General features: G+C 52.6%; 27 protein-coding genes. 8 read left to right on the forward strand and 19 right to left on the reverse strand.

The genetic code is table 11. The features are described 5' to 3' along the window. Nucleotides 1-39: 39 nt before the first annotated feature. The 13 genes from EVJ28_RS09795 to EVJ28_RS09855 form a co-directional block, all read right to left on the reverse strand. A complete protein-coding gene (locus EVJ28_RS09795) occupies nucleotides 40-1,419 on the reverse strand; it encodes a sensor histidine kinase (protein ID WP_131458108.1) in 1,380 nt (459 codons plus the stop codon). Continuing rightward, nucleotides 1,416-2,078, reverse strand: a complete 663-nt coding sequence (locus EVJ28_RS09800) for a response regulator transcription factor (RefSeq protein ID WP_070327853.1) — start codon at nucleotides 2,076-2,078, stop codon at nucleotides 1,416-1,418. Before EVJ28_RS09800 ends, EVJ28_RS09795 begins: the two co-directional genes overlap by 4 nt. Before the next feature lie 341 nt (nucleotides 2,079-2,419). Next, nucleotides 2,420-2,626, reverse strand: a complete 207-nt coding sequence (locus tag EVJ28_RS09805; RefSeq protein WP_131458109.1) for a cation transporter — start codon at nucleotides 2,624-2,626, stop codon at nucleotides 2,420-2,422. After that, a complete protein-coding gene (locus tag EVJ28_RS09810; RefSeq protein WP_131470591.1) occupies nucleotides 2,623-4,734 on the reverse strand; it encodes a heavy metal translocating P-type ATPase in 2,112 nt (703 codons plus the stop codon). The genes EVJ28_RS09805 and EVJ28_RS09810 overlap by 4 nt, the downstream gene beginning before the upstream one ends. 12 nt (nucleotides 4,735-4,746) lie before the next feature. Next, nucleotides 4,747-5,049 (reverse strand): metal-sensitive transcriptional regulator, encoded by a 303-nt coding sequence (locus tag EVJ28_RS09815; protein WP_070327854.1) that lies wholly within the window; start codon nucleotides 5,047-5,049, stop codon nucleotides 4,747-4,749. A gap of 96 nt (nucleotides 5,050-5,145) precedes the next feature. Continuing rightward, on the reverse strand, nucleotides 5,146-6,690 hold the full coding sequence (locus EVJ28_RS09820; protein ID WP_131458111.1) for a long-chain-fatty-acid--CoA ligase: 1,545 nt from the start codon (nucleotides 6,688-6,690) through the stop codon (nucleotides 5,146-5,148). Between the two features lie 103 nt (nucleotides 6,691-6,793). Further along, on the reverse strand, nucleotides 6,794-7,267 hold the full coding sequence (locus EVJ28_RS09825; protein ID WP_236634118.1) for a PTS sugar transporter subunit IIA: 474 nt from the start codon (nucleotides 7,265-7,267) through the stop codon (nucleotides 6,794-6,796). 155 nt (nucleotides 7,268-7,422) lie between these two features. Beyond that, complete coding sequence (lplA, locus tag EVJ28_RS09830) at nucleotides 7,423-8,412, reverse strand: lipoate--protein ligase (protein WP_131458113.1); 990 nt, start codon at nucleotides 8,410-8,412, stop codon at nucleotides 7,423-7,425. Nucleotides 8,413-8,483: 71 nt separating this feature from the next. Next, nucleotides 8,484-9,377: a Cof-type HAD-IIB family hydrolase gene (locus EVJ28_RS09835; protein WP_131458114.1), complete on the reverse strand. Its 894-nt coding sequence runs from the start codon at nucleotides 9,375-9,377 to the stop codon at nucleotides 8,484-8,486. Between the two features lie 84 nt (nucleotides 9,378-9,461). Beyond that, nucleotides 9,462-10,847, reverse strand: a complete 1,386-nt coding sequence (hemG, locus tag EVJ28_RS09840; protein ID WP_131470589.1) for a protoporphyrinogen oxidase — start codon at nucleotides 10,845-10,847, stop codon at nucleotides 9,462-9,464. Next, nucleotides 10,840-11,769, reverse strand: coding sequence for a ferrochelatase (gene hemH, locus EVJ28_RS09845; protein WP_131458116.1), 930 nt, complete (start codon nucleotides 11,767-11,769; stop codon nucleotides 10,840-10,842). The genes hemG and hemH overlap by 8 nt, the downstream gene beginning before the upstream one ends. After that, nucleotides 11,766-12,815 carry a uroporphyrinogen decarboxylase gene (gene hemE, locus EVJ28_RS09850; RefSeq protein ID WP_131458117.1) on the reverse strand — a complete coding sequence of 350 codons (1,050 nt, stop codon included), beginning with the start codon at nucleotides 12,813-12,815 and terminating at the stop codon, nucleotides 11,766-11,768. The genes hemH and hemE overlap by 4 nt, the downstream gene beginning before the upstream one ends. A 116-nt stretch (nucleotides 12,816-12,931) precedes the next feature. Then, nucleotides 12,932-13,237, reverse strand: a complete 306-nt coding sequence (locus EVJ28_RS09855; RefSeq protein WP_131458118.1) for a MerR family transcriptional regulator — start codon at nucleotides 13,235-13,237, stop codon at nucleotides 12,932-12,934. A 128-nt stretch (nucleotides 13,238-13,365) separates the two neighbouring features. Between EVJ28_RS09855 and EVJ28_RS09860 the strand changes: the two genes are divergently transcribed. After that, nucleotides 13,366-14,664 (forward strand): ammonium transporter, encoded by a 1,299-nt coding sequence (locus EVJ28_RS09860; protein ID WP_131468816.1) that lies wholly within the window; start codon nucleotides 13,366-13,368, stop codon nucleotides 14,662-14,664. Nucleotides 14,665-14,710: 46 nt separating this feature from the next. On the opposite strand, the gene EVJ28_RS09865 is transcribed toward EVJ28_RS09860, so the two are convergent. Next, nucleotides 14,711-15,841, reverse strand: coding sequence for an ABC transporter permease (locus EVJ28_RS09865; protein ID WP_131458120.1), 1,131 nt, complete (start codon nucleotides 15,839-15,841; stop codon nucleotides 14,711-14,713). Then, nucleotides 15,838-16,575: an ABC transporter ATP-binding protein gene (locus EVJ28_RS09870; RefSeq protein WP_070327865.1), complete on the reverse strand. Its 738-nt coding sequence runs from the start codon at nucleotides 16,573-16,575 to the stop codon at nucleotides 15,838-15,840. The genes EVJ28_RS09865 and EVJ28_RS09870 overlap by 4 nt, the downstream gene beginning before the upstream one ends. Nucleotides 16,576-16,743: 168 nt before the next feature. Here EVJ28_RS09870 and EVJ28_RS09875 point away from each other — a divergent pair, with 168 nt between their 5' ends. Beyond that, the gene (locus EVJ28_RS09875; RefSeq protein ID WP_070327866.1) at nucleotides 16,744-16,998 is read left to right on the forward strand and encodes a GlsB/YeaQ/YmgE family stress response membrane protein; all 255 of its coding nucleotides are present in this window, start codon (nucleotides 16,744-16,746) and stop codon (nucleotides 16,996-16,998) included. A 51-nt stretch (nucleotides 16,999-17,049) separates the two neighbouring features. Here EVJ28_RS09875 and EVJ28_RS09880 read toward each other — a convergent pair whose 3' ends face one another. Further along, nucleotides 17,050-18,102 (reverse strand): hypothetical protein, encoded by a 1,053-nt coding sequence (locus EVJ28_RS09880; RefSeq protein WP_131488816.1) that lies wholly within the window; start codon nucleotides 18,100-18,102, stop codon nucleotides 17,050-17,052. A 132-nt stretch (nucleotides 18,103-18,234) separates the two neighbouring features. On the opposite strand from EVJ28_RS09880, the gene EVJ28_RS09885 reads away from it, so the two are divergent. After that, a complete protein-coding gene (locus EVJ28_RS09885) occupies nucleotides 18,235-18,663 on the forward strand; it encodes an HIT family protein (protein WP_131458122.1) in 429 nt (142 codons plus the stop codon). A 52-nt stretch (nucleotides 18,664-18,715) separates the two neighbouring features. Here EVJ28_RS09885 and EVJ28_RS09890 read toward each other — a convergent pair whose 3' ends face one another. Beyond that, nucleotides 18,716-19,051 (reverse strand): hypothetical protein, encoded by a 336-nt coding sequence (locus tag EVJ28_RS09890; RefSeq protein ID WP_131458123.1) that lies wholly within the window; start codon nucleotides 19,049-19,051, stop codon nucleotides 18,716-18,718. Nucleotides 19,052-19,219: 168 nt separating this feature from the next. On the opposite strand from EVJ28_RS09890, the gene EVJ28_RS09895 reads away from it, so the two are divergent. After that, nucleotides 19,220-19,576, forward strand: coding sequence for a hypothetical protein (locus EVJ28_RS09895; protein ID WP_233589624.1), 357 nt, complete (start codon nucleotides 19,220-19,222; stop codon nucleotides 19,574-19,576). Nucleotides 19,577-19,636: 60 nt separating this feature from the next. Continuing rightward, nucleotides 19,637-20,200 carry an HTH-type transcriptional regulator Hpr gene (locus EVJ28_RS09900; RefSeq protein WP_131458124.1) on the forward strand — a complete coding sequence of 188 codons (564 nt, stop codon included), beginning with the start codon at nucleotides 19,637-19,639 and terminating at the stop codon, nucleotides 20,198-20,200. Here the strand turns inward: EVJ28_RS09900 and EVJ28_RS09905 are convergent. Continuing rightward, the gene (locus EVJ28_RS09905; protein ID WP_083274001.1) at nucleotides 20,187-20,531 is read right to left on the reverse strand and encodes a DUF1878 family protein; all 345 of its coding nucleotides are present in this window, start codon (nucleotides 20,529-20,531) and stop codon (nucleotides 20,187-20,189) included. The genes EVJ28_RS09900 and EVJ28_RS09905 overlap by 14 nt on opposite strands. Nucleotides 20,532-20,673: 142 nt before the next feature. Here EVJ28_RS09905 and EVJ28_RS09910 point away from each other — a divergent pair, with 142 nt between their 5' ends. Further along, nucleotides 20,674-21,660 (forward strand): peptidylprolyl isomerase, encoded by a 987-nt coding sequence (locus EVJ28_RS09910; protein WP_131458125.1) that lies wholly within the window; start codon nucleotides 20,674-20,676, stop codon nucleotides 21,658-21,660. A gap of 37 nt (nucleotides 21,661-21,697) precedes the next feature. Here the strand turns inward: EVJ28_RS09910 and EVJ28_RS09915 are convergent, their stop codons facing one another. Next, a complete protein-coding gene (locus EVJ28_RS09915) occupies nucleotides 21,698-22,657 on the reverse strand; it encodes an HD domain-containing protein (RefSeq protein ID WP_201738374.1) in 960 nt (319 codons plus the stop codon). Nucleotides 22,658-22,740: 83 nt separating this feature from the next. Here EVJ28_RS09915 and EVJ28_RS09920 point away from each other — a divergent pair, with 83 nt between their 5' ends. Then, nucleotides 22,741-23,664, forward strand: coding sequence for a CorA family divalent cation transporter (locus EVJ28_RS09920; RefSeq protein ID WP_131458126.1), 924 nt, complete (start codon nucleotides 22,741-22,743; stop codon nucleotides 23,662-23,664). Nucleotides 23,665-23,699: 35 nt separating this feature from the next. Then, the gene (gene dinB / locus EVJ28_RS09925; protein ID WP_236634120.1) at nucleotides 23,700-24,791 is read left to right on the forward strand and encodes a DNA polymerase IV; all 1,092 of its coding nucleotides are present in this window, start codon (nucleotides 23,700-23,702) and stop codon (nucleotides 24,789-24,791) included. The last annotated feature ends 19 nt before the right edge of the window (nucleotides 24,792-24,810 follow it).

Genomic DNA, 24,810 nt, shown 5'->3' on the forward strand with positions numbered 1-24,810 from the left:
ATTTCCCACTAAAAAAACCAGCCGTTCGCAGGCTGGTTTTTAAAATCTGTCATCCGTTTTTAATTTTTGTGTGTCTTTCAGGTGGGGGAAGTGGAATTGGACAGCAACTCCGTCGTTTGTATTACCCAAGGTAACGGTCCCGCCATGGAGGGTCACGATGCGTTGGACGATAAACAAGCCGAGACCGAACTTGCCTTGTTTCCCACGGGAGAATTGATGGAACAGGTCAAGGTTTTCATCGACCGACGGGCCATCGTTTTTAATGACGATGTCGATTCCTGCATCCGTTCGTTCGAGTTCGACCTGAATCGTCGACTCGGCGTAACGAATCGCATTGTCGAGCACGTTTTCGAGCGCGACCCGAACCTGTTCCCCGTCACCGAGCATCTCGCCCGCGTGTCCGGTCAACGTCCACTCGAGGTTACCACGGAGCTTGAAGCGGTCGATGAGCAATTCGACCAACTTATCGAGGTTGATCGGATCAAGCTTCATCTCCTGCCCTTTGAAATACTCCAACTTGGTGACGTATAACAAGTCGACCACTTTTTTCTCGAGACGCGATGCTTCTTCATCAATGACTTCGGCCGACCCTTTCAAGTCTCCGGTCGGATAGATGCCGTCCCCGATTGACTGGGCATAGCCGCGAATGACCATGATCGGCGTCTTCAAATCGTGAGAGATGTTTTGTAAGAGCGCCTGTTGCGCCAAATCTTGCTCTTGCAGTTCTTGGCGCATCGCGTCGATCGACCGCGCCAATTGCCCGAGCTCGTCTTCCCTGGCGAGTGGTAACACCGTCTCCCATTGGCGGTTCGATATTTTCTCAACGGCCCGTTCCATCTCGACGATCGGCTTCGTCAACTCTCTCGACATCCAAAGGGCCGGGATGAGTGATAGGAGGCTGATGACACCAATTAAAATCGAGATACGCCAGAACAATGTCGAGACGAGCTCACGGCGATAAGCGTCCCAGGCGTACGACGCCTGGTAGATGAGGGCACCGTCATATTCGTTTTGACGAATCGTATAGTAGACGTCTTCCCCATCGATCGTCGTCTGATATTTGGCGACCTCACTCGTCTGTTCGAGCGCCTCTTGATACATCCGATTCGTCAGCTCGAGCGGGGCCGAGCCGTAAATGATGCGTCCGTTCGGCAAAAAGATAAGCTGATTGACCGAACGTGATTCTTGTTGACGCCGATCGTACTCGATCGGGTTGCTCGGAATATTTTCGAGCTCGTTCGTATTTCCGAGGTAATAATCGACATCTTGAAGCGTCTCATACACTTGTTCATCGATGAACTGCGTGATCGAGGAGCGGACCGTCAACAAGATCATCAACGCCAAGGTGACGATGATGAGCAAAATCAATACCCAGATTTTCCACATGAGCCGTTTCGGCTTAAGATCGTGAAGTCTCATGGCTTAACGAGTCGATAACCGATCCCATACAGCGTCTCAAGTTCGAGTCGGTGCAACTTCTTCCGTAAGCGTCGGACCAAGTCATCGACGACACGGTCTGAGCCGAAATAGTCGCGACCCCAAACGCCTTCTAATATTTGCTCACGCGACAGCGCCGAGCCCGGATGCTCGAGGAAGAGCAATAACAAATCGAACTCTTTGGACGTCAAATCGATATCATCCGCAGCATGCTTGATCAGTCGTTTGTCCGGATAAATCGTGTATTCCCCGTACTCGATATGTTCGTTCGATTTCGACCCGTACACCCGATCGATCAATTTTTTGACCCGGATGACGAGCTCGCGCGGTAAGAACGGTTTGGCGATGTAGTCATCCGAACCCATCTCCAGTCCGATGATTTTATCGATGTCCTCATCACGGGCCGAAATGAAGATCGTCGGTGTATTGGCGTTCGTCGCCTTGATTTGCTTCAACAACTGAAAGCCATCGAGGTCCGGTAGCATAATATCGAGCACCCATAAGTCAGGTTCGTCTTGAATCGCGGCTTGGGCTGATACACCATCCGTGAACGAACGGACTTGGTAGCCTTCTTGCTCTAAATACGTGACGAGCATTTTGTTTAAATTGACCTCATCATCGACTAAATAGATCGTGTACATTTTAGTCACCTCTGCAACATTTTTCACTATCATATCAAACAATTGTCGACGAATGATGGGAAATCACTCGTTTTGAGCCGTCTGGATGTACCGTCAATCTCTTAAGTTGACGAAAAAAAAGAAGGGTTTCCCCTCCTCACCGTGTCGGCCGTGTCCGCAATTGTTGAGCGAGGAAGGCCGTCCCCCCGCTAAGTAACGCCAACACGCCGCTGATCATGACGAGTTCCATCGTAACCCCACCTTCCCGCTGATACCGATTCTCATTATCATCTATACTATATCATAGTTTTTAGTATGAGAACATCACAAAAAAATCCCGCCTCACAGGCGGGATCCGGTCGTTATGCGTTGACGTCGTAACCTTGTTCTTCGATAGCTTCGATCATCGTTTTGACGGAAATCTTATCGTTATGGATGACATCGACCCGGTGATCTTGCAACGAGACGATGGCTGACTCGACGCCTTCTAATTCGGTCAAAGCCCCTTCAACCGCTGCCTTACAATGGTTACATGTCATACCTTCTACTTTCAAGACTGTCTCATTCATTTTTGATGTCCTCCTTGTTTTTTTAATCGCAGTGCGTTCAATACGACCGAAACCGAACTGAACGCCATCGCCGCCCCGGCAATCCATGGAGCGAGCAAACCGGCCGCGGCAATCGGTATACCGAAGCTATTATAGGCGAGCGCCCAAAATAGGTTTTGACGGATGTTTCGCATCGTGAGCGCACTCATCTCGATCGCCCGATCCACGCCTTCGATGTCCCGACCCATGATCGTCACGTCCGCCGCTTCTAAAGCGACGTCCGTCCCGCTGCCGAAGGCGATACCGACGTCCGCGACGGCGAGCGCAGGCGCATCGTTCATCCCGTCACCGACCATGGCGACGCGGCCACGTTGTTTCAGTGCCTCGATGTGGTCTGCCTTCTCGACGGGCAACACCTCGGCAATGACGTTCGCTTCAGCGATGCCTAGTTCACGCGCCACGTCGAGCGCGACTTCTTTTCGGTCTCCCGTCAAGACATACACTTGTCTCGTCGTCGCAAGTCGTTGCACGACTTCCCGGCTACCTTCTTTCAACCGGTCTTGAAGACCGAACGCCGCCACGACTTCAGATTCACTCGCCACGTAAACCGGCGTCATCGCTTGCATGTCCCAATCAGGCAACGTGAATCCGGCCTCGCGCATCATCCGGACCGAACCGATAAGAAGCTCTTTCCCATCGACGACCGCTTTCAATCCTCGGCCCGATAATTCTTCGACCCGTTCCACGTGCCCGACGCCGACGCCACGACCGATCGCTTCCGCAAGTGGATGCGTCGACTGACGCTCGGCCATGACCGCCCGTTGTAAGAACGACTCGTCCCCGAACGTCGCCACGACTTCAGGCGTCCCGTTCGTGAGCGTCCCCGTCTTATCGAACACGACGACATCGACACCGTTCAATGATTCGAGTTGACCGCCCCCTTTAAAGAGGACGCCTTGTTCAGCCGCACGGCCGGTCCCGACCATGATCGAGGTCGGGGTCGCAAGTCCGAGTGCACACGGGCAAGCGATGACGAGGACGGCGATTGAAGACCGAATCGCCATATCGAGATCATTAAACCCGAACAACCAAACGGCGAACGTGACGGCACTGATGGCGACGACGATCGGTACGAACACGCCAGAGATTCGGTCGGCCTGCCGTTGAATCGGTGCTTTATCCGTTTGTGCCTGTTCGACGACACGGACGATTTGCGCAAGCATCGTCTCGCTGCCGACACGCTCTGCCGCCATCAAGAAGCGGTGTGTTCGATTGATCGTCCCACCGACGACATCAAAACCGACGCCTTTTTCAGACGGGATCGATTCGCCGGTCAGCATCGATTCATCGATGACCGTCTCACCTTCAACGATCTTACCGTCGACCGGCACTTTCTCACCTGGACGGACGACGATCACGTCGCCGACGTTGACAAGGTCGATCGCCACCGACCGCTCTTCCCCGTCGACGAGTAAGATTGCTTCTTTCGCCTGCAGCGACAGAAGCGATTTGAGCGCATCTGTCGTTTTTTCTTTCGCCCGTGCCTCCAACCATTTCCCGAGCAATACGAGCGTGATCAACACAGCGCTCGTCTCGAAGTAAAGGGACGGATTCATCGGATGGATGAGCATTTCGAACACGGAATAGAAGTAGGCGGCGGATGTCCCCGTCGCGACGAGGACGTCCATATTGGCCGCCCCGCTCTTCAGGCTCTTATATGCCCCTTGATAAAACTGGGCCCCGATCCAAAACTGGACCGGTGTCGCGAGCGCGAATTGCCACCACGGGTTCATGAGCCAATCGGCATGGAACATTAACCCAGGGATATGGGTAATCATGACGAGTAAGAGCGGCGCCGAAAGAAGCGCCGAAATGAGCACTTTCCGTTCTAGTGGGCGGAGGTCATGTTTCGGTGTGCGCTCGACTTTTCGTTCCGCCCCGTAGCCGATCTTCTCGATCCGGGCGATCAGCTCCTCTTCGGTGATGCCGTCCTCGACGCGAATTGTCGCCGTCTCGAGCGGCAAGTTGACGGTCGCATCGACCCCGTCCATCTTATTCAATACTTTCTCGATTCGGGCTGAGCATGCGGCGCATGTCATTCCTTGAATCGACAGTTCGACAGTCTTCATACGAGCACCTCCTTACTTTTTAATGCGGCTGACAATTGTCATCAATTCGTCAATGTATGGATCCATATCTTCCGTTTCACTCGCATGGACCAAGCATTTACGCATATGACGCTCAAGCAGCTGCATCTCGACTTGCTTTAACGCGGCTTGAATAGCCGACGTCTGCGTCAAGATATCGACGCAATATCGGTCGCTCTCGACCATCTTTTGAATCCCACGGACTTGGCCTTCGATCCGGCGCAGCCGTTTACTGAGCGCAACTCGCTCGGCGTCTTCGCGCGGGACGAGCGGCTGTTCGTGCAAGAATTCATCCATTGTTATCACCTCACGTCTAATATACCCCTACCCCGTAATGGTGTCAAACGTATGAAATAAAAAAAGAGCGACAATTGTGTGTCGCCCTTGCTTGATTCAGTTGCGTTGAAACGCTTCGCTTTTCAAAACCGTCCGCAAAATTTTACCGGTCGTATTTCGCGGTAACTCATCGATGATCTCGATGTGGCTCGGCTGTTTATATTTGGCAAGTTTCGTCGCCGCGAACGCGCGGATCTCGTCGACCGAAAGCTCATCGCGGGTGACGATGAACGCCTTCACCGCTTCACCTTGCTCGGCATCGGGCACGCCGATGACGGCAGCCTCGACGATGCCCGGGTGTTGGTACAACACTTCTTCGACTTCCCGCGGGTAGACGTTATAACCACCGACGATGACCATATCCTTTTTCCGGTCGACGATGTAAAAATATCCGTCCTCGTCACGTTTCGCCAAGTCGCCCGTATAGAGCCAGCCGTCCCGAAGCGTCATCGACGTCTCCTCAGGCAGTTTGTAATAGCCTTTCATGACGTTCGGACCGCGGACGATGAGTTCCCCGACTTCGCCGACACCGACTTCTTCGCCGAGCTCGTCGACGATTTTGTTCTCGACGTGGACGATCGACGGACCGATCGATCCCGCTTTCCGTTCCCCGTGGAGCGGGTTGAAACAAGTGACCGGCGACGCCTCTGACAGGCCATACCCTTCGAGGATCTTACACTCGAACTTTTGTTCAAACGATTCGAGCAGTTGGACCGGTAAGCTCGCCCCGCCCGAGACGAAGACGCGGACGTGCTTGAGCGCCGACGCGTAAGCCGGTACTTTCAGCGCCGTTTGTAACAAGAAGTTGTACATCGTCGGCACACCGGCAAAAATGCTGACCTGGTGCTTCGGAATGAGATCGAATACGTCTTGCGGCGAGAACTTCGGCAAGATGATGATCGTCGCCCCGCGCAGGAGCGGCGCGTTGACGATGACCGTCAAACAGAAGACGTGGAACATCGGTAGCGCCGCGAGCGCCTTATCGTCCGGTGTGATCTCGAGATATTCTCCGATTGAGTGCGCGTTCGAGAACAAGTTGAGGTGGGTCAACAGCGCTCCCTTAGGTTTACCTGTCGTCCCGCTCGTATATAAGATGACGGCGACGTCTTGTTCATCGACCTCGACTAGCGCCGTCACGCCCGAGGCGAACGCTTTTGAAAACGGCATAAATTCGATATCCCCTGTGCGCTCGATTGCGGGCACATCCGCATACGGTACCGAGATGACGAGTTTCAACTGCGGCAAGTTCGTGAGCGCCGTTTCGGCTTGCGCGACGAGCGGCGACAAGGCGACGATCGCTTTCACGTCTCCATCGAGTAAAATGTAAGCCATCTCGTCCGGCGTATATGTAGGGTTGATCGGAATGACGATTCCCCCTCGCGCGAGGACCGCAAAATAAGAAATCAAGAACGCCGGGCTATTCCCAAGGACGAGCGCGACGTGGTCCCCTCTGTCGATCCCCTTCTGTTCAAGCGTCGATGCCATCGCTTGGACTTGTCCGAAAAACTGTTCGTAGCTGACCGTGTCCTCCCCGAACACGTAGGCCGCCTTATTTGGATGCGCGGCCACAACCCCTTGTAACGCTGTGACTAAGTTTGCCATGGTAATCCCCCTTTGGAAATGAATGACGATTCACTCTTGAGCCGTAAAAAAGAGCACGGCAACCGCGCTCTTTTTCAGTTACCTCTATTGTACATGAAACATCTCAGGAAGAAAACGCTTTCAAATCCATCGTCTGCAAATGATATAGCCCGGCCCGGCTTTGGACGTGAACAAGCGCTTGCAACGCTTCGTCATCCATGAGCAGATCATCGATCAACTTATGGAACGTCTGTTTCTTCTCGTCAGTCGTCGCTGTGATGATAAAGATCAGTTCTGCACAGACCGATTCCCCGGCGATCGTCCGCACGTCGAACGGACGGTTCAAGTGGAGCAGCGTGATGCCATCGCGCTTTGAGACCTGGTTCGGCACGTCGATGACAGCGACCGGGATGGCGACGTCCGTCACTCCGGACGGGATCGTGCGCTCCTGCTCGATGATGACTTGCGCGAACGTATCATCGACAATTCCTTTTCCTTCTAGCTCAAGACCAATCGCGAGCATGGCTCGCTCGAACGTCGGTTGATCGGTCACCCACATCCAGTTCGTGTCCATCCATTCTGTGATGAAACGGCACATCTTCATTCCTCCTATTGGCTCATCTCCGTTAACGAAAGCGCTTGCAATAATTATGATACGCCTTCCCGCAACGACTCGCAACGCTACACACGAGGTTTCACGAAAACGCCAAAAAGGATGGTCTCTGAAACAGACCATCCTCCTGCAAAATCGCCTCAGCTAATGAGATCGACCAATTCTTCTAAGTCGACGTTACCGAAGTAATGCTTGACGTCGAGGTGTGACAATTGTTCCCGAATCGCGACCCGTTCGAACCGCGTCCCGACGAGTGCCTGCTCGACGTCGTGGATATCACCGACGCCGAAGAAGTCGCCGTAGATTTTCGCTTCCGTGATCGTCCCTTTATTGACGTTCAAACGAACGTCAATCGTGCCGATCGGGAAACGACGCTTCGATTCGACGTCGAACTTCGGTGACTTCCCGAAGTTCCAGTCCCAGTTCGCGTAGCGTTCTTTCGAGATGTCTTGAACGATTTCCCAGTCCTCGTCACGGAGCACGTAACGTTCCGGGTCTTGACCATCATAGATCGAGTGGAGGAGCGCCTCGACGAACCGTTCCATCTCCATCTCTTCTTCTAAAAATTCCGTGATGTTGGCGACCCGGCTCCGAACCGACTTGATGCCTTTTGAGCGCATCTTCTCTTCTGAGACGTTGAGCGAGTTGACGACTTCCTCGATGTTCGAGTTGAACATGAGCGTCCCGTGGCTGAACATACGACCGCGCGTCGTGAATTGGGCGTTCCCGCTGATTTTCCGTTCGCCGACTTGAATATCGTTACGACCGGTCAATTCTGCTTCGACACCGAGTTGTTTGAGCGCATCGACGATCGGCTGTGTGAACTTCTTGTAGTTATTGAACGAATTGCCGTCATCTTTCGTGATGAAGCTGAAGTTCAAGTTGCCTTCGTCGTGATAGACGGCACCGCCGCCAGACAAGCGACGGACGACGTCGATCCCGTTCTCTTCGATATACTTCAAGTTGACTTCTTCTGACGTGTTCTGGTTTTTGCCGATGATGATCGACGGGCCGTTAATATAGAACAAGAAGTAGTCCTCATGCTCGACGTTCAAATGCTTGAGGATATACTCCTCGACCGCCAAGTTGAGTTTTGGGTCCCGGATGTCCGGGTTAAAGATAAATTTCACAGTCGGTTTCCTCCTAATCGGATGTTCGTTAGTTGTATTATACGAGACGAATCACCCGCTCTACAACTTGTTTACTTCCACTCACCGCTCATGATGCGCTTCAACGCGTTCGCGACGCCATACTCATCATGACGTTCCGTGACGTGGTGGCTGATGGCAATTAACTCCTCGTGACTGTTGCCCATCGCAATCGCTTTGCCGGCGACTTCAAACATCGGCACGTCGTTCAAGTTGTCACCGATGACGACGACTTCTGACAAATCGACACCGAAGTGCTCGGCGAGCTTCTTGACGCCGTGACCTTTGTCGGCCCCGTTCGCCATCACTTCGATGTTGTCGTTCCCTGATGACGTGACGTATACCCCGTCGACACGCTCATCGATTTCAGTCCATAGTGATGACATCTTCTCAAAATGACTTGAGAACGCGATGAATTTATAGACGCGTCCGGCCTCGTTTTTGATGAAGTCCTCGATGTCCTCGACGAGACGGACGTCTTCGTTGACGTAATAGCGCTTCCGGAAGAACTCATACATCTCGAGCGACCGGTCGTCACCATTTTGCTTCAAGTTTTCCATCGTCGCTTCAATCAAATCGAGGCGACTTGCGACAAGTCCCGCTTCCGAATACATCTCATAAAAGATATCCGAATACTTATGGTCTTGATGAAGCACCGACACGACTTCGAGCGCTTCTTCTACCGTCAAATCGATTTCATGGAGCACCTCTCCCGTTTCAGTCAAGACGCGGCCCCCGTTTGACGAGACGATCGGGCACGTGAGACCGGCTTCATCGAGAATTCCTTTCGCGTTGAAGTAATTGCGTCCCGTCGCAATCGCAAAGCGAATCCCTTGCGCTTCGGCGGCGCGGACGATTTCCGCCGTCTCCGGTGCGATTTTTGTGTGGTTGTGCAGAATCGTGCCATCCATATCGGATACGAACAGTTTATACGTTGTCATCAACATCCACTCCCTCTTTTTCTCTTTCGCTTCTAACTATAACAAAAAGAGAGGCCGACGGAAAAATCCGACACCGCTCTTCACAAATCCTTAACCAAGTTCTGCTAACTGTTTGATCTGCTCGTGGACGCTCTTAATACAGTCCGGCATGCCGATCCCGTCGTAGGCGATCCCCGCGAGCAGCACGCCCGGATAAACTCGGCTCATCTCGGCCCGAAGCGCTCGCACCCGGTCGGCGTGGAAGACCGCGTACGGTGGCAATCCGTCCCGCAGCCGGCTGACGACCGCCTGGAGCGGTGCGGCTTTGATGTTCATCAAACCGCCCAAGTCATGCAGCGCTGTCGCCACAATGTCCTCATCCGGCGCATCGACGATCTCGTCAGCACCCGGACGACCGAGGAAGACACGGAGAACGTGATAGCCGTCTGGCACGGCGTGTGGCCATTTTTGATCGATGAACGTACACGCCGTGATCATCACGTCCGCTTCTTGGCTCGTGACGAAGCCCGTACCGACGAACGGGAGCTCGATATCTGTCTCTTTAAAGACGAGTGAGCACGTCGCGGTCGCATGCGGCTTCATATCGGCCAAGAAATCACTGTCGACTTTCGGTAAGAACTGACGAATGAGACGCGGCGGGACCGTCAGCACGAGACGCTCTGAATCCATATCGCCACGATTCGTGAGCAGACGATAGCCTGTCTCCGTCTCCTCGACTTGTTCGACCGAACAGTTCAAGATGACCTCTGTCCGCTCGAGCCGTTCCGCGAGACGGTCCGTCAGCGACTTCAAACCTCGCCGGAGCGAAGCGAACTGTCCGACTTTCTTCGCGCCGACTTCAGCGACACGCTGTTCGGGACGAAGATGGCGCATCCCTTCATATAGACTGCCGTACTTCTTCTCACCTTCGATAAACTGCGGGAACGTCGACAGCGCACTCATCTTGTCGATATCGCCGGCATAAATGCCCGACAATAGCGGCTCGATCAATCGGTCGACAATCGGATCCCCGACCCGTTCTCGAAGATAGAGGCCGAGTGAGACGTCCGTCTCCGGGGGCGTGATGTCCGGGGGCGACAACAGCATGGCCCGCAATGCCGCGTGCTCGTCTTCTGACAAGAGCGACGTCTGCTTGAACACGTCGACGTCGAGTGGGATGCCCATCACCGTCTGTTTCGGGATCGGATGTAACCCGTCATGATGCAAGACGTACGCTTGGCCGACCCCGTTCCGGACGAGCTCGTCCCCGAGACCGACGTCATGGATCAACTCGGTCATCGCCGTCTTCCTGAACACGTAAGAGTCAGGACCGCGCTCGACCGCGAATTCACCGGTCTCGAACGTATCGATTTTTCCGCCTAACCGGTCATTCGCCTCTAACAGCGTGATCGACACGTCTTCCGGCAAATAACGCTCGGCATAAAAAGCGGCGGTGAGACCTGTGATCCCACCACCGACAATCGTCAAATTACGCATGATGCACGATCACGCTTTCCATCCGATCTGCGACGGCTTCGATGAAGCTCCGCTCTGCGTTTGGCATGTTTGGACGTGCGTAGTGAACGCCAAGGCGGTCACAAACGACTTTACATTCCACGTCGTTGTCGAAGAGCACTTCGAGGTGGTCAGCGACAAAACCGACCGGCGTATAGACAAACGCCTCGTAGCCATGTTTTTCGTGAAGTTCAGCCGTCAAATCTTGGACGTCCGGCCCGATCCAAGGATCCGGCGTGTTGCCTTCAGACTGCCAACCGACCTCATAGTTGATGACACCGGCAGCTTGCGCGATCTTGTCTGCCGTCTCTTTCAACTGATCCGGGTACGGATCGCCACCGGCCAAAATCTTCTCTGGCAAGCTATGCGCCGACACGATCAAGCACGCCTTTTCGGCTGGGACCGGCAAGTTCGCGAACGTGTCTTTGATCGCTTCGGCCCACCAATTGATAAATTTCGGCTCATCGTACCACGACTCGACCGAACGGATCTCGATGTCGTATTTCGCCGCTTCTTCATGGGCGCGTCCGTTGTAAGACTTGACGCTATATGACGAATAATGAGGGGCAAGAACGACTGAGACCGCTTCTTTAATGCCGTCGTTCGCCATTTGCGCGACCGCATCCTCGACGAACGGTTCGATGTGCTTGAGACCGATATATAATTTGAAGTCGATTTCACCAGCGTGACGCTCGTTCAAAATGTCTCGAAGCGTCTCCGCTTGGTCAATCGTGATCTTCGCGAGCGGAGATACGCCCCCGATCGCCTCATAACGTTCCGTCAAGTCTTGGAGCGCTTCCGGTGCCGGCTTGCGTCCGTAACGGATGTGCGTATAATATCGTTCAATGTCTTCCGGTTTATATGGTGTTCCATAAGCCATTACGAGTAATCCGACTGTTTTCATGATGATTTGCCTCCCATTTTTTCACGTGAATAGTCATGGATAAATGCCGTCAATTTGACGAGTACGGCCGGGTCGACTTCTGGGAACACCCCATGTCCCAAGTTGAAGACGTAGCCCGGTTGTTTCATCCCTTCATCGAGGATTTCTTTCACTTTCTCCTCGATGACCGGCCATGGTGCCAGCAAGAACGACGGGTCCAAGTTTCCTTGCACCGCTTTCGTAATGCCGCGATCGCGCGCTTCTTGAACCGACAAGCGCCAGTCGAGCCCGACGACGTCGATTGGCTGATCCTGCCATTCTTCTACAAGATGGCTCGCTCCGACACCGTGCATGATGAGCGGGATGTCGAGCGTGCGCAATTCAGTGAAGATGCGCTCAGTCGTCGGTTTAATGTAGCGGACATAATCTTTGCGGCTGAGCGTCCCGACCCATGAATCGAACAATTGGAACGCTTGGATCCCGGCCTCAGCTTGCGCTTTGGCGTACGTGATGACCATGTCTCCAAGTTTGTCCATGAGCGCGTTCCAAACGTCCGGCTCAGCGTACATGAGTGCTTTTGTCCGATGATAGCTTTTCGATGGACCGCCTTCAATCATATAGCTCGCAAGCGTGAACGGCGCTCCCGAGAATCCGATGAGCGGCACTTCAAGACGCTCCCGGAGCAAACGGATCGTCTCGAGCACGTACGAGATGTCGTCGATATTCAGCGGTTTCAAGCGCTCGACGTCCTCCATCGTCCGATACGGATTATCGATGACCGGGCCAATCCCGCTCTTAATTTCTACATCGACACCCATCGATGGGAGTGGTGTCATAATATCTTTGTACAGAATGGCCGCGTCGACTCCAAGTTGCTTGACCGGGAGTTCTGTCACGTAGGCGCATAGTTCTGAATCGTGTGTGATTTCGAACAACGTCCTCGTTTTCTTGATCTCACGATATTCTGGTTGGTAGCGTCCGGCTTGGCGCATATACCAGACCGGAACATAGTCTGTCGCCTCTCCTCGAAACGCCTTCAAAATAGTATCGTTCATACGTCGCGTCATTCCCCTCTATAATTCTCCTACACTCTTCTTCTATAGGTATGTGAACTCAAAAACATTATACAGAAATTAATTAGAATAATGCTAATGTGAAGCATTTTCATTGTGTTTTCATTGTGTCATTTCTTTGTCGGGTACGTGCGGAACGCCGAATTGAGCTGACCCCGGATCAAATCGTCACGCTGTCTCGTCGACAGACGTTTCTCGCGCTCTTTAATGTCTTGAATCCGCCATCCGTCCTCAAGCTTCGACGCCACGTCGATCAACCGTTCGACGTCATGGAAAGAATATTTACGTGAGCCTCCCTTTGTCCGTTCCGGGAAGACGAGTCCTTTCGCCTCATAATAGCGCACTTGTCGTTCAGAAAGCCCGGTCAGTTCGGTAATGATGCCCATTCCAATCACTTTCTTCGACTTGTAGTCCATCGTCCGCCATCTCCCTTCTCAAAAAAACTATGTCAGATAATCTGACAAATTGCAATCCAACCCGTTCATTTCGTCTTAAACTGAAACCAACTTTTGAAATCACACTTGCTAAAAGGAGGAATCGCAACATGGAAGAAATTATGTATTATATGGACACGCTGTTCGTACTCATCGCTGCACTGCTCGTCTTGACGATGCAACTTGGTTTCGGCTTACTCGAGACTGGGACGCTCCGGGCTAAAAACGCCGGGCATGTCGCTGTCAAACAAATCATCAGCCTCTCTGTGGCGGCAATCGCCTTTTGGGCCGTCGGGTTCGGCCTCTCATTCGGGGATGGTACCCGCTGGTTCGGGACTGAAGGATTCTTTTTAAACGGATCGTTCACGAGCCTCGACTGGGCTAACGTCTCGCTCGACATTAAATTCTTGTTCCAATTGTCATTCGTCGCCGTTGCGCTCGCAATCGCTTGGGGCGGATTTGCGGAACGGGCTAAACTGTCGGCTTACGTCTTATTCGGTATCTTCTTCGTCGCCATTCTCTATCCGATCGTCGCTCGCTCGGTTTGGGCGGGTGGACTCCTCGGCTCAATGGGGATGCAAGACTTCGCAGGTTCAGCCGTCGTCCACCTCCAAGGTGGGATGGCCGCCCTCATGGCGACGATCATCTTGAAACCACGACGGAAAACAGAATCACTCGCCGGTCATAACCACGTCTTGACGGTCGTCGGCGGACTCGTCCTTTGGCTCTGCTGGTTCGGGTTCAACGCGGGATCGACAATGTCGGTTGCTGACGGATTCTTCGGTTATGTCGCTCTTACGACGATGCTCGCTACGGCTGCCGGTGCGCTCGGCGCGCTCGCCATCGTCATGATCCACAAGAAGACGGCCGACATCCCTTCAGTCGTCAACGGTGTTCTCGGGGCGCTCGTCGCCATCACAGCCGCTTGTGCCTTTGTCGAACCATGGGCCGCTGTCGTCATCGGCGCCCTAGCTTCCATCGCAACATACGGCACGAGTATCCTCATGGCGAAATATATCGATGACCCACTCTGTGCCTTCTCGGTCCACGGTGTCGCTGGCATCATCGGAACACTCGCACTCGGGTTCTTCGCATCACCGCGTCTCGTCGAGATCACCGGCATCGGTTCGGCCGGCCTCTTCTACGGTGGCGGCTTGTCACAACTCGGCGTCCAGGCGCTTGGTGTCTTGATCGCAATGGTCATCGCCGGAGGCGGAAGCTACGTCTTCTTAAAACTACTCGACGTGACGATCGGTCTCCGTGTCACTGAAGAGCAAGAAGACGTCGGACTCGATATCGCCGAGCACGGTGTATCGGCGTACGGTGAAATCGATTCGGAAACTGACACCCCGGCTCGCCTGCCGAAGATTCTCGGCTCGAGCGTGTCGGTCATGTCACCAAAAAAATAATAGCAGTCAAAGGGCCACCCTCCATATGCGGAAGGGTGGCCCTTATTCATTTCAACCGCCCTAAATAGTAACGGATGACGAGATAGCCGAGCACGACTCCCGCGACCGCGTCAACTCTAGCACCGAACACGACCGACCCAACCGTCAGGACGACCAACTGACCAATCAGCAAGCGGTTCATCCACCATTTGTAACCCGCCAGCCGTTCAAGACGCGTGATCGGCAACCATGAAGCGATCGACATCGTATCGAGCCGTTTGAAGAGCGGCACGAGTTGGAGTGCGGTCAAACCGACGAACAGCGGGACGACCAAGCCGACATACCAGCCACCCGACAGCCACATGACGATGAACGCCACGACAGAAAGGCGGAACACGAGGTCGAGCGAGTCTTTCGAACGGATGACGCGTAAGCCATAGACATAACGCGCGGCATCCGCGCGTCTGAGCACCGAACGCTCGAGCGTTCGCACGATGACACTTCTCTCCTTCACTTCTTCCCGCATCGCCGGCAAGTCGACGAACCAACTGATGACACGGTCGAACTGCGCCTTGCTCTTCTGCTCGAGCGTGAGCCAATCAAGGAGCGGGATGCGGTCGTGCCGTCTTAGATGAAGCAAGACAAGCGCGACAAGCGCCGGCACCGGCGTCAATAACGGGACACCGAAAATCATGATGACTCCACTCGCGAGCGCACTGAAGAGCACCACATTTGAGATCAGTTCGAGCTTTGCGAGGCGACCCGCCACCGAAAGCAACACGCTCGCTGCGACGATGGCGCCTACTTCTGCCGGCGTGAGCGCTTGCGTCCGGACGATGAGCGGCAAGACCACGAGCATGACAACGAGCGCCCGAACGCTCGCGAACACGACGTTGAACAGACGAACCCCGTTCATATACGAACGGATATCCCCGAGCTCCGGCAACAAAAACACTTGATCCGCTTCTTGAAGCAACGTCCGCGGCCGATGCCCGAGCGGCAAGAACAAGAACACGAGCGCGACGATCCATTCGCTCGGAAACGCCGGGTCGAGTCCGTTTAAAAATTGATTGTAGACGAACCCCCCGTAAATGAGCGTGAAGTAGAGCGTGAACAAGAGACCCCCGTTCGCCACATAGCGGCTATACTTCACGACTTCTTCCATCCAACTACTAAACCGCGCGTTGAACACCCTCATTGCGCCCGCTCCTCAGCCTCGATCGCCTCGACATAAATGTCATCGAGCGTTGCGTCAGGACGGAGCGCATATTTTTCACGCAACTGCGCTGCCGTACCGGTCGCGATCACGACTCCTTGATGGAGAAACACGAACCGGTCACAGTGACGTTCCGCCGTCTCGAGGATGTGCGTCGACATGAGAATCGCACACTCTTGTTTATACTCATCAAACAGGCGGAGCAGTTGACGGATTGCGAGCGGGTCGAGCCCGACGAACGGTTCGTCGACGATCAAGAGCGGCGTCTTCGTCACGAGCGCGCTCAGGATCATCGCTTTTTGGCGCATCCCTTTCGAGAAGACGGATGGGAACCAGTCCAACTGTTTCTCCATGCGCATGTCGCGGGCCAAGCGTTCCGTCCGCATCTCGAGGTCACGGCTGTCAATCTCGTACGCTTTCCCCATCAACAACAAATGTTCACGTAACGTCAACGTGTCATACAAAATCGGCGTCTCAGGTATATAACTTATTTTCTTGCGATAATTTTTTTCAGACGATTGCAACGTTTCGCCGTCGACTTCGACCGATCCCGAAATCGGTTCAAGCAATCCTAAAATATGTTTAATCGTCGTCGACTTCCCGGCACCGTTTAGCCCTATCAGCCCGACGAGCTCACCTTTTTTTACTTCAAACGAAACATCATGCAGCACTTGTTTACCTATATAACCGCCGTTCAAGTGTTCGACGTGTAACATGAAAACTCCACCCCTTATTTTCAACTTTTTTTTGTGATATATGTTTTAAAAATTGTCACATGGGAATATTCTCTACTGTAAGGCATTTTAAAAACTTATTCATCACTTCCATTGTTCCATAAAATTGTTATTAAGAACAATGGACAAAACAGAGAGGAGAATGTTTGCATGGGTTTTATTCTTTATTTGATCGTCGGAGGTATCATCGGTTGGTTAGCAGGTCTTATTTTAGGTAAAGACGTACCAGGCGGCGTCATCGGTAACATCATCGCCGGTATCATTGGTGCTTGGCTTGGCGGATTGATCTTCCCTGATTTCGGACCAATCATCGCTGACATCGCGATTATTCCAGCACTTCTTGGTGCGATTATCTTGATCTTGATCGTATCGTTCGTTATGAAATCAATGAACAAAAAGCGCTAATCCAGTGCTACAAAAACGGGACCCTCGACACGAGGGTCCCGTTTTTTTCGTTCAACTTAACAATAAATACATCGCCCCGTCGCGTTCGATGAAGCGTTTTTCCGTTTCTAGGCCGAGCAGCGTGAAAATCGATTCAACCAGTGAGCGATCGTAACGCCACTCTTTCCCAAACTCTGTCTCGATTCGTTCATTCGGCTCACCGAGGAGGGCGACCATATCGTCCGTCCGTTTGTCCAAATCGATGTCGATTTGGTTCACTTTCTTTTTGACAAATGTCACATCCATGCCGGCATACCGCCACACGTCTCCGTCCCGTTCAAGCGGTTCACCGAGCTGTCCGACGACCGTTTTCTCCCGCTTGTTCATAACCGACTCAATCGTTTCAAGCGAATGCCCGGTCCTCGCCTCGACTTCAATCTCGATCAGCTCGACCCGCTCGATATCGAACTGACCGGCAATCGTCTCGTTCGCTTCGGGCTGTAGCGCGAAAGCGAGCTGTTCCTCCCGAACGAGCGTCACCGTCTCCGTTCGCGTGACGGTCTCCCCGTTCACGACCGCGACGGCTTTGACGTCGTACCGGCCTGGCATCCGCTCGACCGTCAGGCTGTCGCCCGCCGCATCAATCCGGCCTACTTGTGTCCCATCGACCCATATGTTCGTCAACGGCACGTCTGACGTCGCAACGAACGTTTGCGGTAACAGCTCAATTCGATAATCCGCAAAGCCGAACCGGCCGTCTCCCGTATCAAGCAAGCGGAACAACCCGACTGACTCCATACCTTGACGTTCATCGGCGCGGTCCGCCGCCACCTCAGAGATCGCCTCACCTCGAATCGACTTCTCTTCGTTCAGCCAACGCATGAACCGGAGTGCCTCGGCGCGCGTGAGCGGCTCAGTCTCATATTCAACCGTCTGCTCAAAGAAAGCGACGTCTTCCGTCAACAGAGCCTCTTTAAATCGAACGTGGATTTGCGCGTTCGCCTCCGCCGGCTTATAGCCCCATATATAGATTGCCCCCGTCGCTAAGACGAGCAAAACGGCTAGGACGATGACGAGGCGAATCTTGCGCTGCCTTGTCGTCTTTTTCGATCGTTCATACGCCATTCTCTCCACTCCTATCACTTTCTCTTGTCCTTCTATTGTAGGATGACGTGAGAACGAGGACAATCATTCTTTCGCCTGAACTTCCGTGTTATGATGAAATCGATCAGTCATTTCATGAATGGAGGAAATACGATGCATACCGATGCCAATTGTATCTTTTGTAAAATCGTCAACAACGACATCCCTTCTTACAAGGTGTACGAAGATGATGACGTCGTCGCTTTTCTCGACATTTCCCAAGTGACGAAAGGCCATACCCTCGTCATCCCGAAACATCATGCCAAAAACATTTACGAACTGCCGAGTGACGTCGCAAGTGACGTCTTTAAAGCGGTCCCGGGAATCGCGAGCGCGCTTCAACGCGAGACGGGCGCGATCGGGATGAACGTCCTCTCGAACGCCGAAGAGATCGCCGGTCAGACGGTGTACCATTTCCATATTCACTTGCTTCCACGCTACGGCCAAGAAGACGGCTTCGATGCGAAATGGGAAACCCATAACGATGCGTACACGCCAGAAGAAATGAACACGCTCGCGGCTCAAATCAAACAACGTGTTTGAACAAAATAAGCGGACCAGACTCCTCCGAGAGCCTGGTCCGCTTTCATGTCTTTCATGACGAGTTGATCGAATTGAAGTGCCGCTTCCGCTCTTCTTCAATTTGAGCCCGCTCTATTTGCAATTTGATCGCCTGCTCATACAGTTGCTGACGAGATTTGACAGACTCCGCTTGTTCGAACTCTTTTCTTAATTCATTTAGACGGGTGTCGATTTCAAAAAGTCGCTTTTCAAGCAAAGTTTGTTTACGCGTCTGTTCGTTCTGTTCTGACGCTTCGTATCCCGCCTCGAGTGCTTCCATTATTTTATGTGCCCAAGGGTCATCTCCCAGTTGTTTCGCCGCGTTGTACAAGTCTAGCATGTCATCGAACCAACGCTTTTGCTTGTCCACTGGAGGTCACCTTCCTTTGACCTCATTTTAAAATAAAATGATTTTTCGGTCAAAATTGAATGTTCTGAAAAATTTTATTTGAGATATAGGTTTTTAATCTCTCTTTTTTGGTAAAATAATATGAAAAGAATGTATTCTAGCATTATCGTGCTTGAGGAGGGGAATGTATTGTCGAGTCACAATCGTCGCGAGTGGGTTGCTTTTGGCTTTGTCGTAGCGTTTTTAGGCGTGGCGACAGTGAAAAAGATTGCTCGTGGAACGGCCAACGATGCCGCATCGAATCAGCATCGGGCGTCTACAATCACTACGTTGAAAGAACAATTCCAAAAAGTTGCCAAAGATGCTTCACAAGTGGTGGCGGCTGGTAAGTTGCAAGGCAAAGAATTGACGGATCAAGTGAAAGCCGAGGTCGAACGCTATCAACAAGACATTCAGCCTTCAATCGAGCAGATCCAAGGAAACCTAAACGAGCTTTCAAACGTACAGTCAGATATGACCGAAGCGAAAGCGAAGAAGACCGACTGACCGGTCTTTAGGCATCGTCCGTCGTTTTAGTCACTTTGTATCCGGAAAGGATGAATTGAGATGGAACATGAAAAAGAATTCTCTGGCCCTGAGGCCATGCTCTATAGCCATAAAATCATTCAGCTCAGTAAAGCATTGTGGAAGACGGTCGAAAAAGACTGGCAGAACTGGATCAAGCCTTTCGATTTGAACATAAACGAGCATCATATTTTATGGATTGCCCACGCGCTCGGTGGCGCCTCAATCTCTGAGATTGCGAAATATGGCGTGATGCACGTATCGACCGCGTTCAACTTTTCGAAAAAATTAGAAGATCGTGGTCTCCTCACGTTCTCTAAAAAAGAAACGGACAAACGTAATACTTATGTACAGTTGACGCCTGAAGGTGAAGCGCTCTTGCTCAAAACAATCCATGCGTTCGACCCTGAAGAGAACGGTGTGTTCCGTGCCTCGCTCCCGTTGCAGGAGTTATATGGGAAGTTCCCGGACTTGACGGACATCACGGCCATCGTCCGCCGCCTGTACGGCGACAACTTTATGGACATCTTCGCCGAAACATCAAAAATGATTTCTGAAGAGGCAGGCCGTCGTCCCGAAGATGACGAGCTGACTAAAGAAGCTTGACGTGCGCGTAAAGGGGCTCTGTGATTTCGAGAGCGATCCCTTGTTTGACGCACGCCGCCAAGATGACCCCAGGGTCTAACGACGGATGCAACATCCCGACGAAACTGACGAGCAAAGGCTCTACGGACGACAAGCCGTAACGCCTTTGCTCGTTTTGTTGATTGTTGATTTCGTCGAGTAGTTTATAGAAGTCCGCAACTTCTTCCTTCGTCAAGTTTGCTTTGATGACTTCATATTCAAACGGCCGACTCGACCAATCGACTAGTCCGAGCAACAGCTCCATCTGAAAAGACAACTGATTAACTTTCTCTTCTAACGACACGTTTCCCACCCCATCATTTCACATTCTCTTTCATCATTATACGACACGTTTCTGTGCTATGATACTACACAGGTAATCGAACAGCTGTCAGCATTAACAAAATGTGGTATAGTCGAACATAGAAACTTATAGATTTTTAGGGGTGGAATATATGTCAAACGGAATGACGAATGAACCAAACAAACAAAACAAAAAGTTTTCAACTGGTGCCCTTGTCGGCGCATCGGCAATCGCGCTTCTCATCGGTGTAGGCGGTACGTACGCTGCAACGAGCGGCGGATCTTCTGACAACTCAGCTGTTGTCTCTTTCGAAGGTGGCGAAATCACGCGCGGTGAAATCGCGGACATGAGCTACGACCGTATGGTCCCACAACTCGCTTTCCAAGAAACGATGAACGCACTTCTTGAAAAAGAGTATGGCGACAAAGTCGAGCAAGAGAAAGTCGACGAAGAGTTCAGCAAGACGGAAGAGCAGTTCAACTCGAAAGAAGAGTTCGAACAAGCGATCCAACAGGCTGGTATGGCTGACACAGACGAATTCAAAGAAGCGCTCCGTGGGCAGATGCTCGTCGATGCTGCGAAGTCTGAACTCGTCGACGTGACGGATGAAGAAATCGAAGCACAATTCGCCAAAGAGAACGTCGAAGTCCAGGCGAGCCACATCCTCGTCGAGACGGAAGAAGAAGCGCAAGCGATCATCAAAGAGTTGAACGATGGCGCTGATTTCGCAGACGTTGCGAAAGAAAAATCAACAGACACTGGTTCAGGCGAAAAAGGCGGCGACCTCGGTTACTTCTCAGCCGGTGCCATGGTTCCTGAATTCGAAGCATACGCGTTCCAAGAAGATGTCGTCGGTAAAGTCTCAGAGCCGGTCCAATCACAATTCGGATTCCACGTCATCAAAGTCGTAGACCGTAAAGAAAAAGACCTCAAGCTCGAGGACGAGAAAGACCGCATCCGTGAAGAATTGGCGACTGAAAAAGCAGCTTCAGTCGACGCCAACAAAATCTACGCTGAGTTGATCGAAAAATACAACGTTGACGTGAAAGACGCGAAAGCCTCAACACAATTCGACGCAGTAAAAGACGCTCTCAAAGCGGAAGAAGAAGCACCGGCTGAAGAGTCGACAGAACAATAAGCAACAGGCAGGCATCCCGCGGGATGCCTGCCTTTTTTTATAGCTTCGGTTTGTAGAACGCCCGGTTATCAAGCGCCATGACCCGTTCTGTGAACGTTCCTGGCTCGACACCTTCGAACGCTTTATCGAACATGTTCATCCGCGCGTCGATGTTATCGATGAAGAACAGCATCTCGGCCTCCGGAAGTTGCGGCGCATTCGCCGAGCCCCACTCCGGCTTCCCATGGTGACTCAAGACGAGATGTTGTAACAGCGTCGTGACTTCACGATCGGTCCCGAGCTCGCGGGCTGTGACTTCGATCTCGGACGCCATGAGCGACAAATGACCGAGCAGTTTGCCTTCGAGCGTATACTCCGGAGTGATCGCGTCCGACAGCTCGATGACTTTCGCCAAATCGTGCAAGACGACACCTGAGACGAGCAAGTCCCGGTTCAACTGTGGATACAAGTCACACATCGTTCCGGCCAGTTTGAGCATTGACATAACGTGGAACGCGAGCCCTGAATAGACCGCATGATGATGACGTACCGCCGCCGGATACGTGAAATATGCCTCTTCGTTTCGGTCGACAATCGTCGTCACGAGTTCCCGCATGCCCTCGTGACTGATCGCGTCGATATACGCCCGGATCGTCGTCTCGAGCTCCGACTTCGGGATCGGCGCAGAGCGGACGTACGGTGCGATGTCCGTCTCCCCTTCGATAATCGAGATCTGCTTCAGTTTGAGCTGCGTCCGGCCCCGATAGTCCATGACTTCTCCTGAGGCGTGGACGATCTTTTTCGTCCCGTACTTCTCGGTATCAGCGCTATCCCACACCTTCGTCTCGATTTCGCCGCTCTCATCGCATAAAACGAGCGTCAGATAAGGCTTCCCGTTCCCGGCGAGCCCTCGATATGATTGTTTGATCATTACATATTGGTTTAACGTGTCGCCCACTTTGAGCTGACCGATTTTAGTCGTCAATGAAAGCACCTCTCTTCTTGTCAGTACTTCCATCTTAACGAAAGTTCGCCCCAGATGCCAACTTTCTCGGTAAACCGGGAATACTTGAGGAGAGAAGAACATTGGGGGAATGAAGGATGAATTGGACTTGGTACACGCGACCTGAGGAAATCGTACACGTTGACGACCACTATGCGGAGGCGTACACGTATTGGCTCGAACAACTGACGACGGCCAAAGTGACGAAAATCATCGTCGAGCAGGACTATATGTATGGTTCGCTCACGCTCGACTATGAGCAGCTCGAACGCGAACCGCAGAAAATCGGTCACTATTTCGTGACGCGCGACTTTTTATGGACGATCGGGTTTGACGATTTGTACTGCGAGATCGTCGCAGCGAAACAATATGCCACACCGATTGAAGCGTTCTATGACCTGCTCGCCGAAAAGATGGACTATTACTTCCATGGGATCGATGAATATGAGGAACGCCTGATGATGTCACAGCGTGAAATGAGCGGTCAAGTTCCGCCTGAATTCATGAACGAGATATTTGGGCTGCGGAGTGAGATTGAACGTTGGTCAGATACGGTCGTCCCGTACCGCGAGCTACTGATGGCGGGACGAGAGGCGTTCCTCGACATAGAGTTGAATGAGCTGAAGTCTTATCGCCTTGCTGAGTACCGTGTCGACCGGCTGTTAACGTTAATTGAACACTACCAGGAAGATGTCATCGCGATGACCGATCTCGCCTCGACGCTGTCAAACTTTCGCGGCAACGAGATCATGAAGGCGTTGACCGTCTTCACGGCACTGACGACGCCGGTCGTCGCCTTCGGTGCCGTCTGGGGCATGAACTTTAAACAAATGCCTGAACTCGAGTGGCCGCTCGGCTATTTGTTCGCTTGGTTCATGATTATCCTGTTCACGCTGTTGATTCAAATTTGGTTAAAGCGAAAAAATTGGATCGGCTCATTGCTCCAATTCCCAAGTCAGCCTCGAACTCAACAACGTCTCGATAAACAAAGAAGTAAAAAAACGAACAAAAGTTCGGTATAATGAAAGGAGTCGATTGAAACAGAAAGGAGATGCCGATGGAACGTTTAATCATACATGTCGATATGGATGCGTTCTATGCATCCGTCGAACAACGAGACCGTCCTCATTTGCGAAATAAGCCCGTCATCGTCGGTGGCGCCCCTCACAGTCGTGGAGTGGTCGCCACCTGTTCGTATGAGGCGAGGAAATACGGCGTGCATAGCGCCATGTCGTCACGCCGTGCGTTCGCCCTGTGCCCGCAAGCGACGTTCGTCAAGCCGCGCTTTCAGGCGTATCGGCAAGTGAGCCAAGACGTGATGAAGATCTTCAAGTCTGTGACGCCATTCGTCGAGCCGCTATCGCTCGATGAAGCGTACCTCGATGTCACCGAGAACTCGCTCATGAGCACGTCGGCTCCTTACGTGGCGCGCTACATTCTCGGCGAGATCAAACGCCGGACCGGACTGACCGCTTCCGCCGGCGTCGCCCCGTCCAAGTTCGTCGCCAAAATCGCCTCCGGGTTCGACAAACCGAACGGCCTCACTATCGTCGCCGCGGACGAAGTCGAGTCGTTCCTCGCCCCGCTGTCGATCACGACGATGCACGGTGTCGGAAAAGTGACCGCCCAGACTTTGTTCAAGCACGGGTTTGAAACGATTGCCGACATCCAGCAGGCGCGACCTGAACAGTTGAAGGCCATCCTCGGCCATGACCGTGGTGTCCAGTTATACGAACTCGCCCACGGACGTGACAGCCGTCCCGTCGTCCCGACCCGTGAACGCAAGTCGATCGGCTCGGAGACGACGTTCGCCTTTGACCTCGACGACCCGGAGGAAGTGTATGAGCGCGTCATCCCTGAAATCGAAGACGTATTGCAACAGCTCGACCGCCGTGAATTGAGTTGTCAAACCGTGACGATCAAAATCAAGACGAGCGAGTTCCAAGCACGCAGCCACCAAATCAAGCTGAACCATCCGACCCATGACCATGACGAAATCAAACGGCTCGCCCGACGCTTGTTCGATGAGATGTCAATCAACGAGCCGGTCCGTCTGATCGGCATGACCGTCTCCGATTTGATCCCCCGAACGGAGACAGCCCGTCAGCTCACGTTCGACGAACTGACGAAACCACCGCTTGAAGAATGAATGGTGATTCAGTACAATG

It is taken from the genome of Exiguobacterium sp. SH3S3 (genome assembly GCF_004337115.1).
Lineage (GTDB): Bacteria > Bacillota > Bacilli > Exiguobacteriales > Exiguobacteriaceae > Exiguobacterium > Exiguobacterium aurantiacum_A.

Bases quoted from the DNA above. Each gene is read 5' to 3' on its own strand.
- EVJ28_RS09795 (WP_131458108.1), bottom strand. From the start codon at position 1,419: ATGAGACTTCACGATCTTAAGCCGAAACGGCTCATGTGGAAAATCTGG.
- EVJ28_RS09855 (WP_131458118.1), bottom strand. From the start codon at position 13,237: ATGGACTACAAGTCGAAGAAAGTGATTGGAATGGGCATCATTACCGAA.
- EVJ28_RS09885 (WP_131458122.1), top strand. From the start codon at position 18,235: ATGCATACCGATGCCAATTGTATCTTTTGTAAAATCGTCAACAACGAC.
- hemE (WP_131458117.1), bottom strand. From the start codon at position 12,815: ATGACGCGACGTATGAACGATACTATTTTGAAGGCGTTTCGAGGAGAG.
- EVJ28_RS09800 (WP_070327853.1), bottom strand. From the start codon at position 2,078: ATGTACACGATCTATTTAGTCGATGATGAGGTCAATTTAAACAAAATG.
- EVJ28_RS09805 (WP_131458109.1), bottom strand. From the start codon at position 2,626: ATGAATGAGACAGTCTTGAAAGTAGAAGGTATGACATGTAACCATTGT.
- EVJ28_RS09810 (WP_131470591.1), bottom strand. From the start codon at position 4,734: ATGAAGACTGTCGAACTGTCGATTCAAGGAATGACATGCGCCGCATGC.
- EVJ28_RS09835 (WP_131458114.1), bottom strand. From the start codon at position 9,377: ATGTTGATGACAACGTATAAACTGTTCGTATCCGATATGGATGGCACG.
- EVJ28_RS09910 (WP_131458125.1), top strand. From the start codon at position 20,674: ATGTCAAACGGAATGACGAATGAACCAAACAAACAAAACAAAAAGTTT.
- EVJ28_RS09815 (WP_070327854.1), bottom strand. From the start codon at position 5,049: ATGGATGAATTCTTGCACGAACAGCCGCTCGTCCCGCGCGAAGACGCC.
- EVJ28_RS09865 (WP_131458120.1), bottom strand. From the start codon at position 15,841: ATGAGGGTGTTCAACGCGCGGTTTAGTAGTTGGATGGAAGAAGTCGTG.
- hemH (WP_131458116.1), bottom strand. From the start codon at position 11,769: ATGAAAACAGTCGGATTACTCGTAATGGCTTATGGAACACCATATAAA.
- EVJ28_RS09875 (WP_070327866.1), top strand. From the start codon at position 16,744: ATGGGTTTTATTCTTTATTTGATCGTCGGAGGTATCATCGGTTGGTTA.
- EVJ28_RS09820 (WP_131458111.1), bottom strand. From the start codon at position 6,690: ATGGCAAACTTAGTCACAGCGTTACAAGGGGTTGTGGCCGCGCATCCA.
- dinB (WP_236634120.1), top strand. From the start codon at position 23,700: ATGGAACGTTTAATCATACATGTCGATATGGATGCGTTCTATGCATCC.
- EVJ28_RS09880 (WP_131488816.1), bottom strand. From the start codon at position 18,102: ATGGCGTATGAACGATCGAAAAAGACGACAAGGCAGCGCAAGATTCGC.
- EVJ28_RS09825 (WP_236634118.1), bottom strand. From the start codon at position 7,267: ATGTGCCGTTTCATCACAGAATGGATGGACACGAACTGGATGTGGGTG.
- EVJ28_RS09900 (WP_131458124.1), top strand. From the start codon at position 19,637: ATGGAACATGAAAAAGAATTCTCTGGCCCTGAGGCCATGCTCTATAGC.
- EVJ28_RS09920 (WP_131458126.1), top strand. From the start codon at position 22,741: ATGAATTGGACTTGGTACACGCGACCTGAGGAAATCGTACACGTTGAC.
- hemG (WP_131470589.1), bottom strand. From the start codon at position 10,847: ATGCGTAATTTGACGATTGTCGGTGGTGGGATCACAGGTCTCACCGCC.
- EVJ28_RS09860 (WP_131468816.1), top strand. From the start codon at position 13,366: ATGGAAGAAATTATGTATTATATGGACACGCTGTTCGTACTCATCGCT.
- EVJ28_RS09870 (WP_070327865.1), bottom strand. From the start codon at position 16,575: ATGTTACACGTCGAACACTTGAACGGCGGTTATATAGGTAAACAAGTG.
- EVJ28_RS09915 (WP_201738374.1), bottom strand. From the start codon at position 22,657: ATGGAAGTACTGACAAGAAGAGAGGTGCTTTCATTGACGACTAAAATC.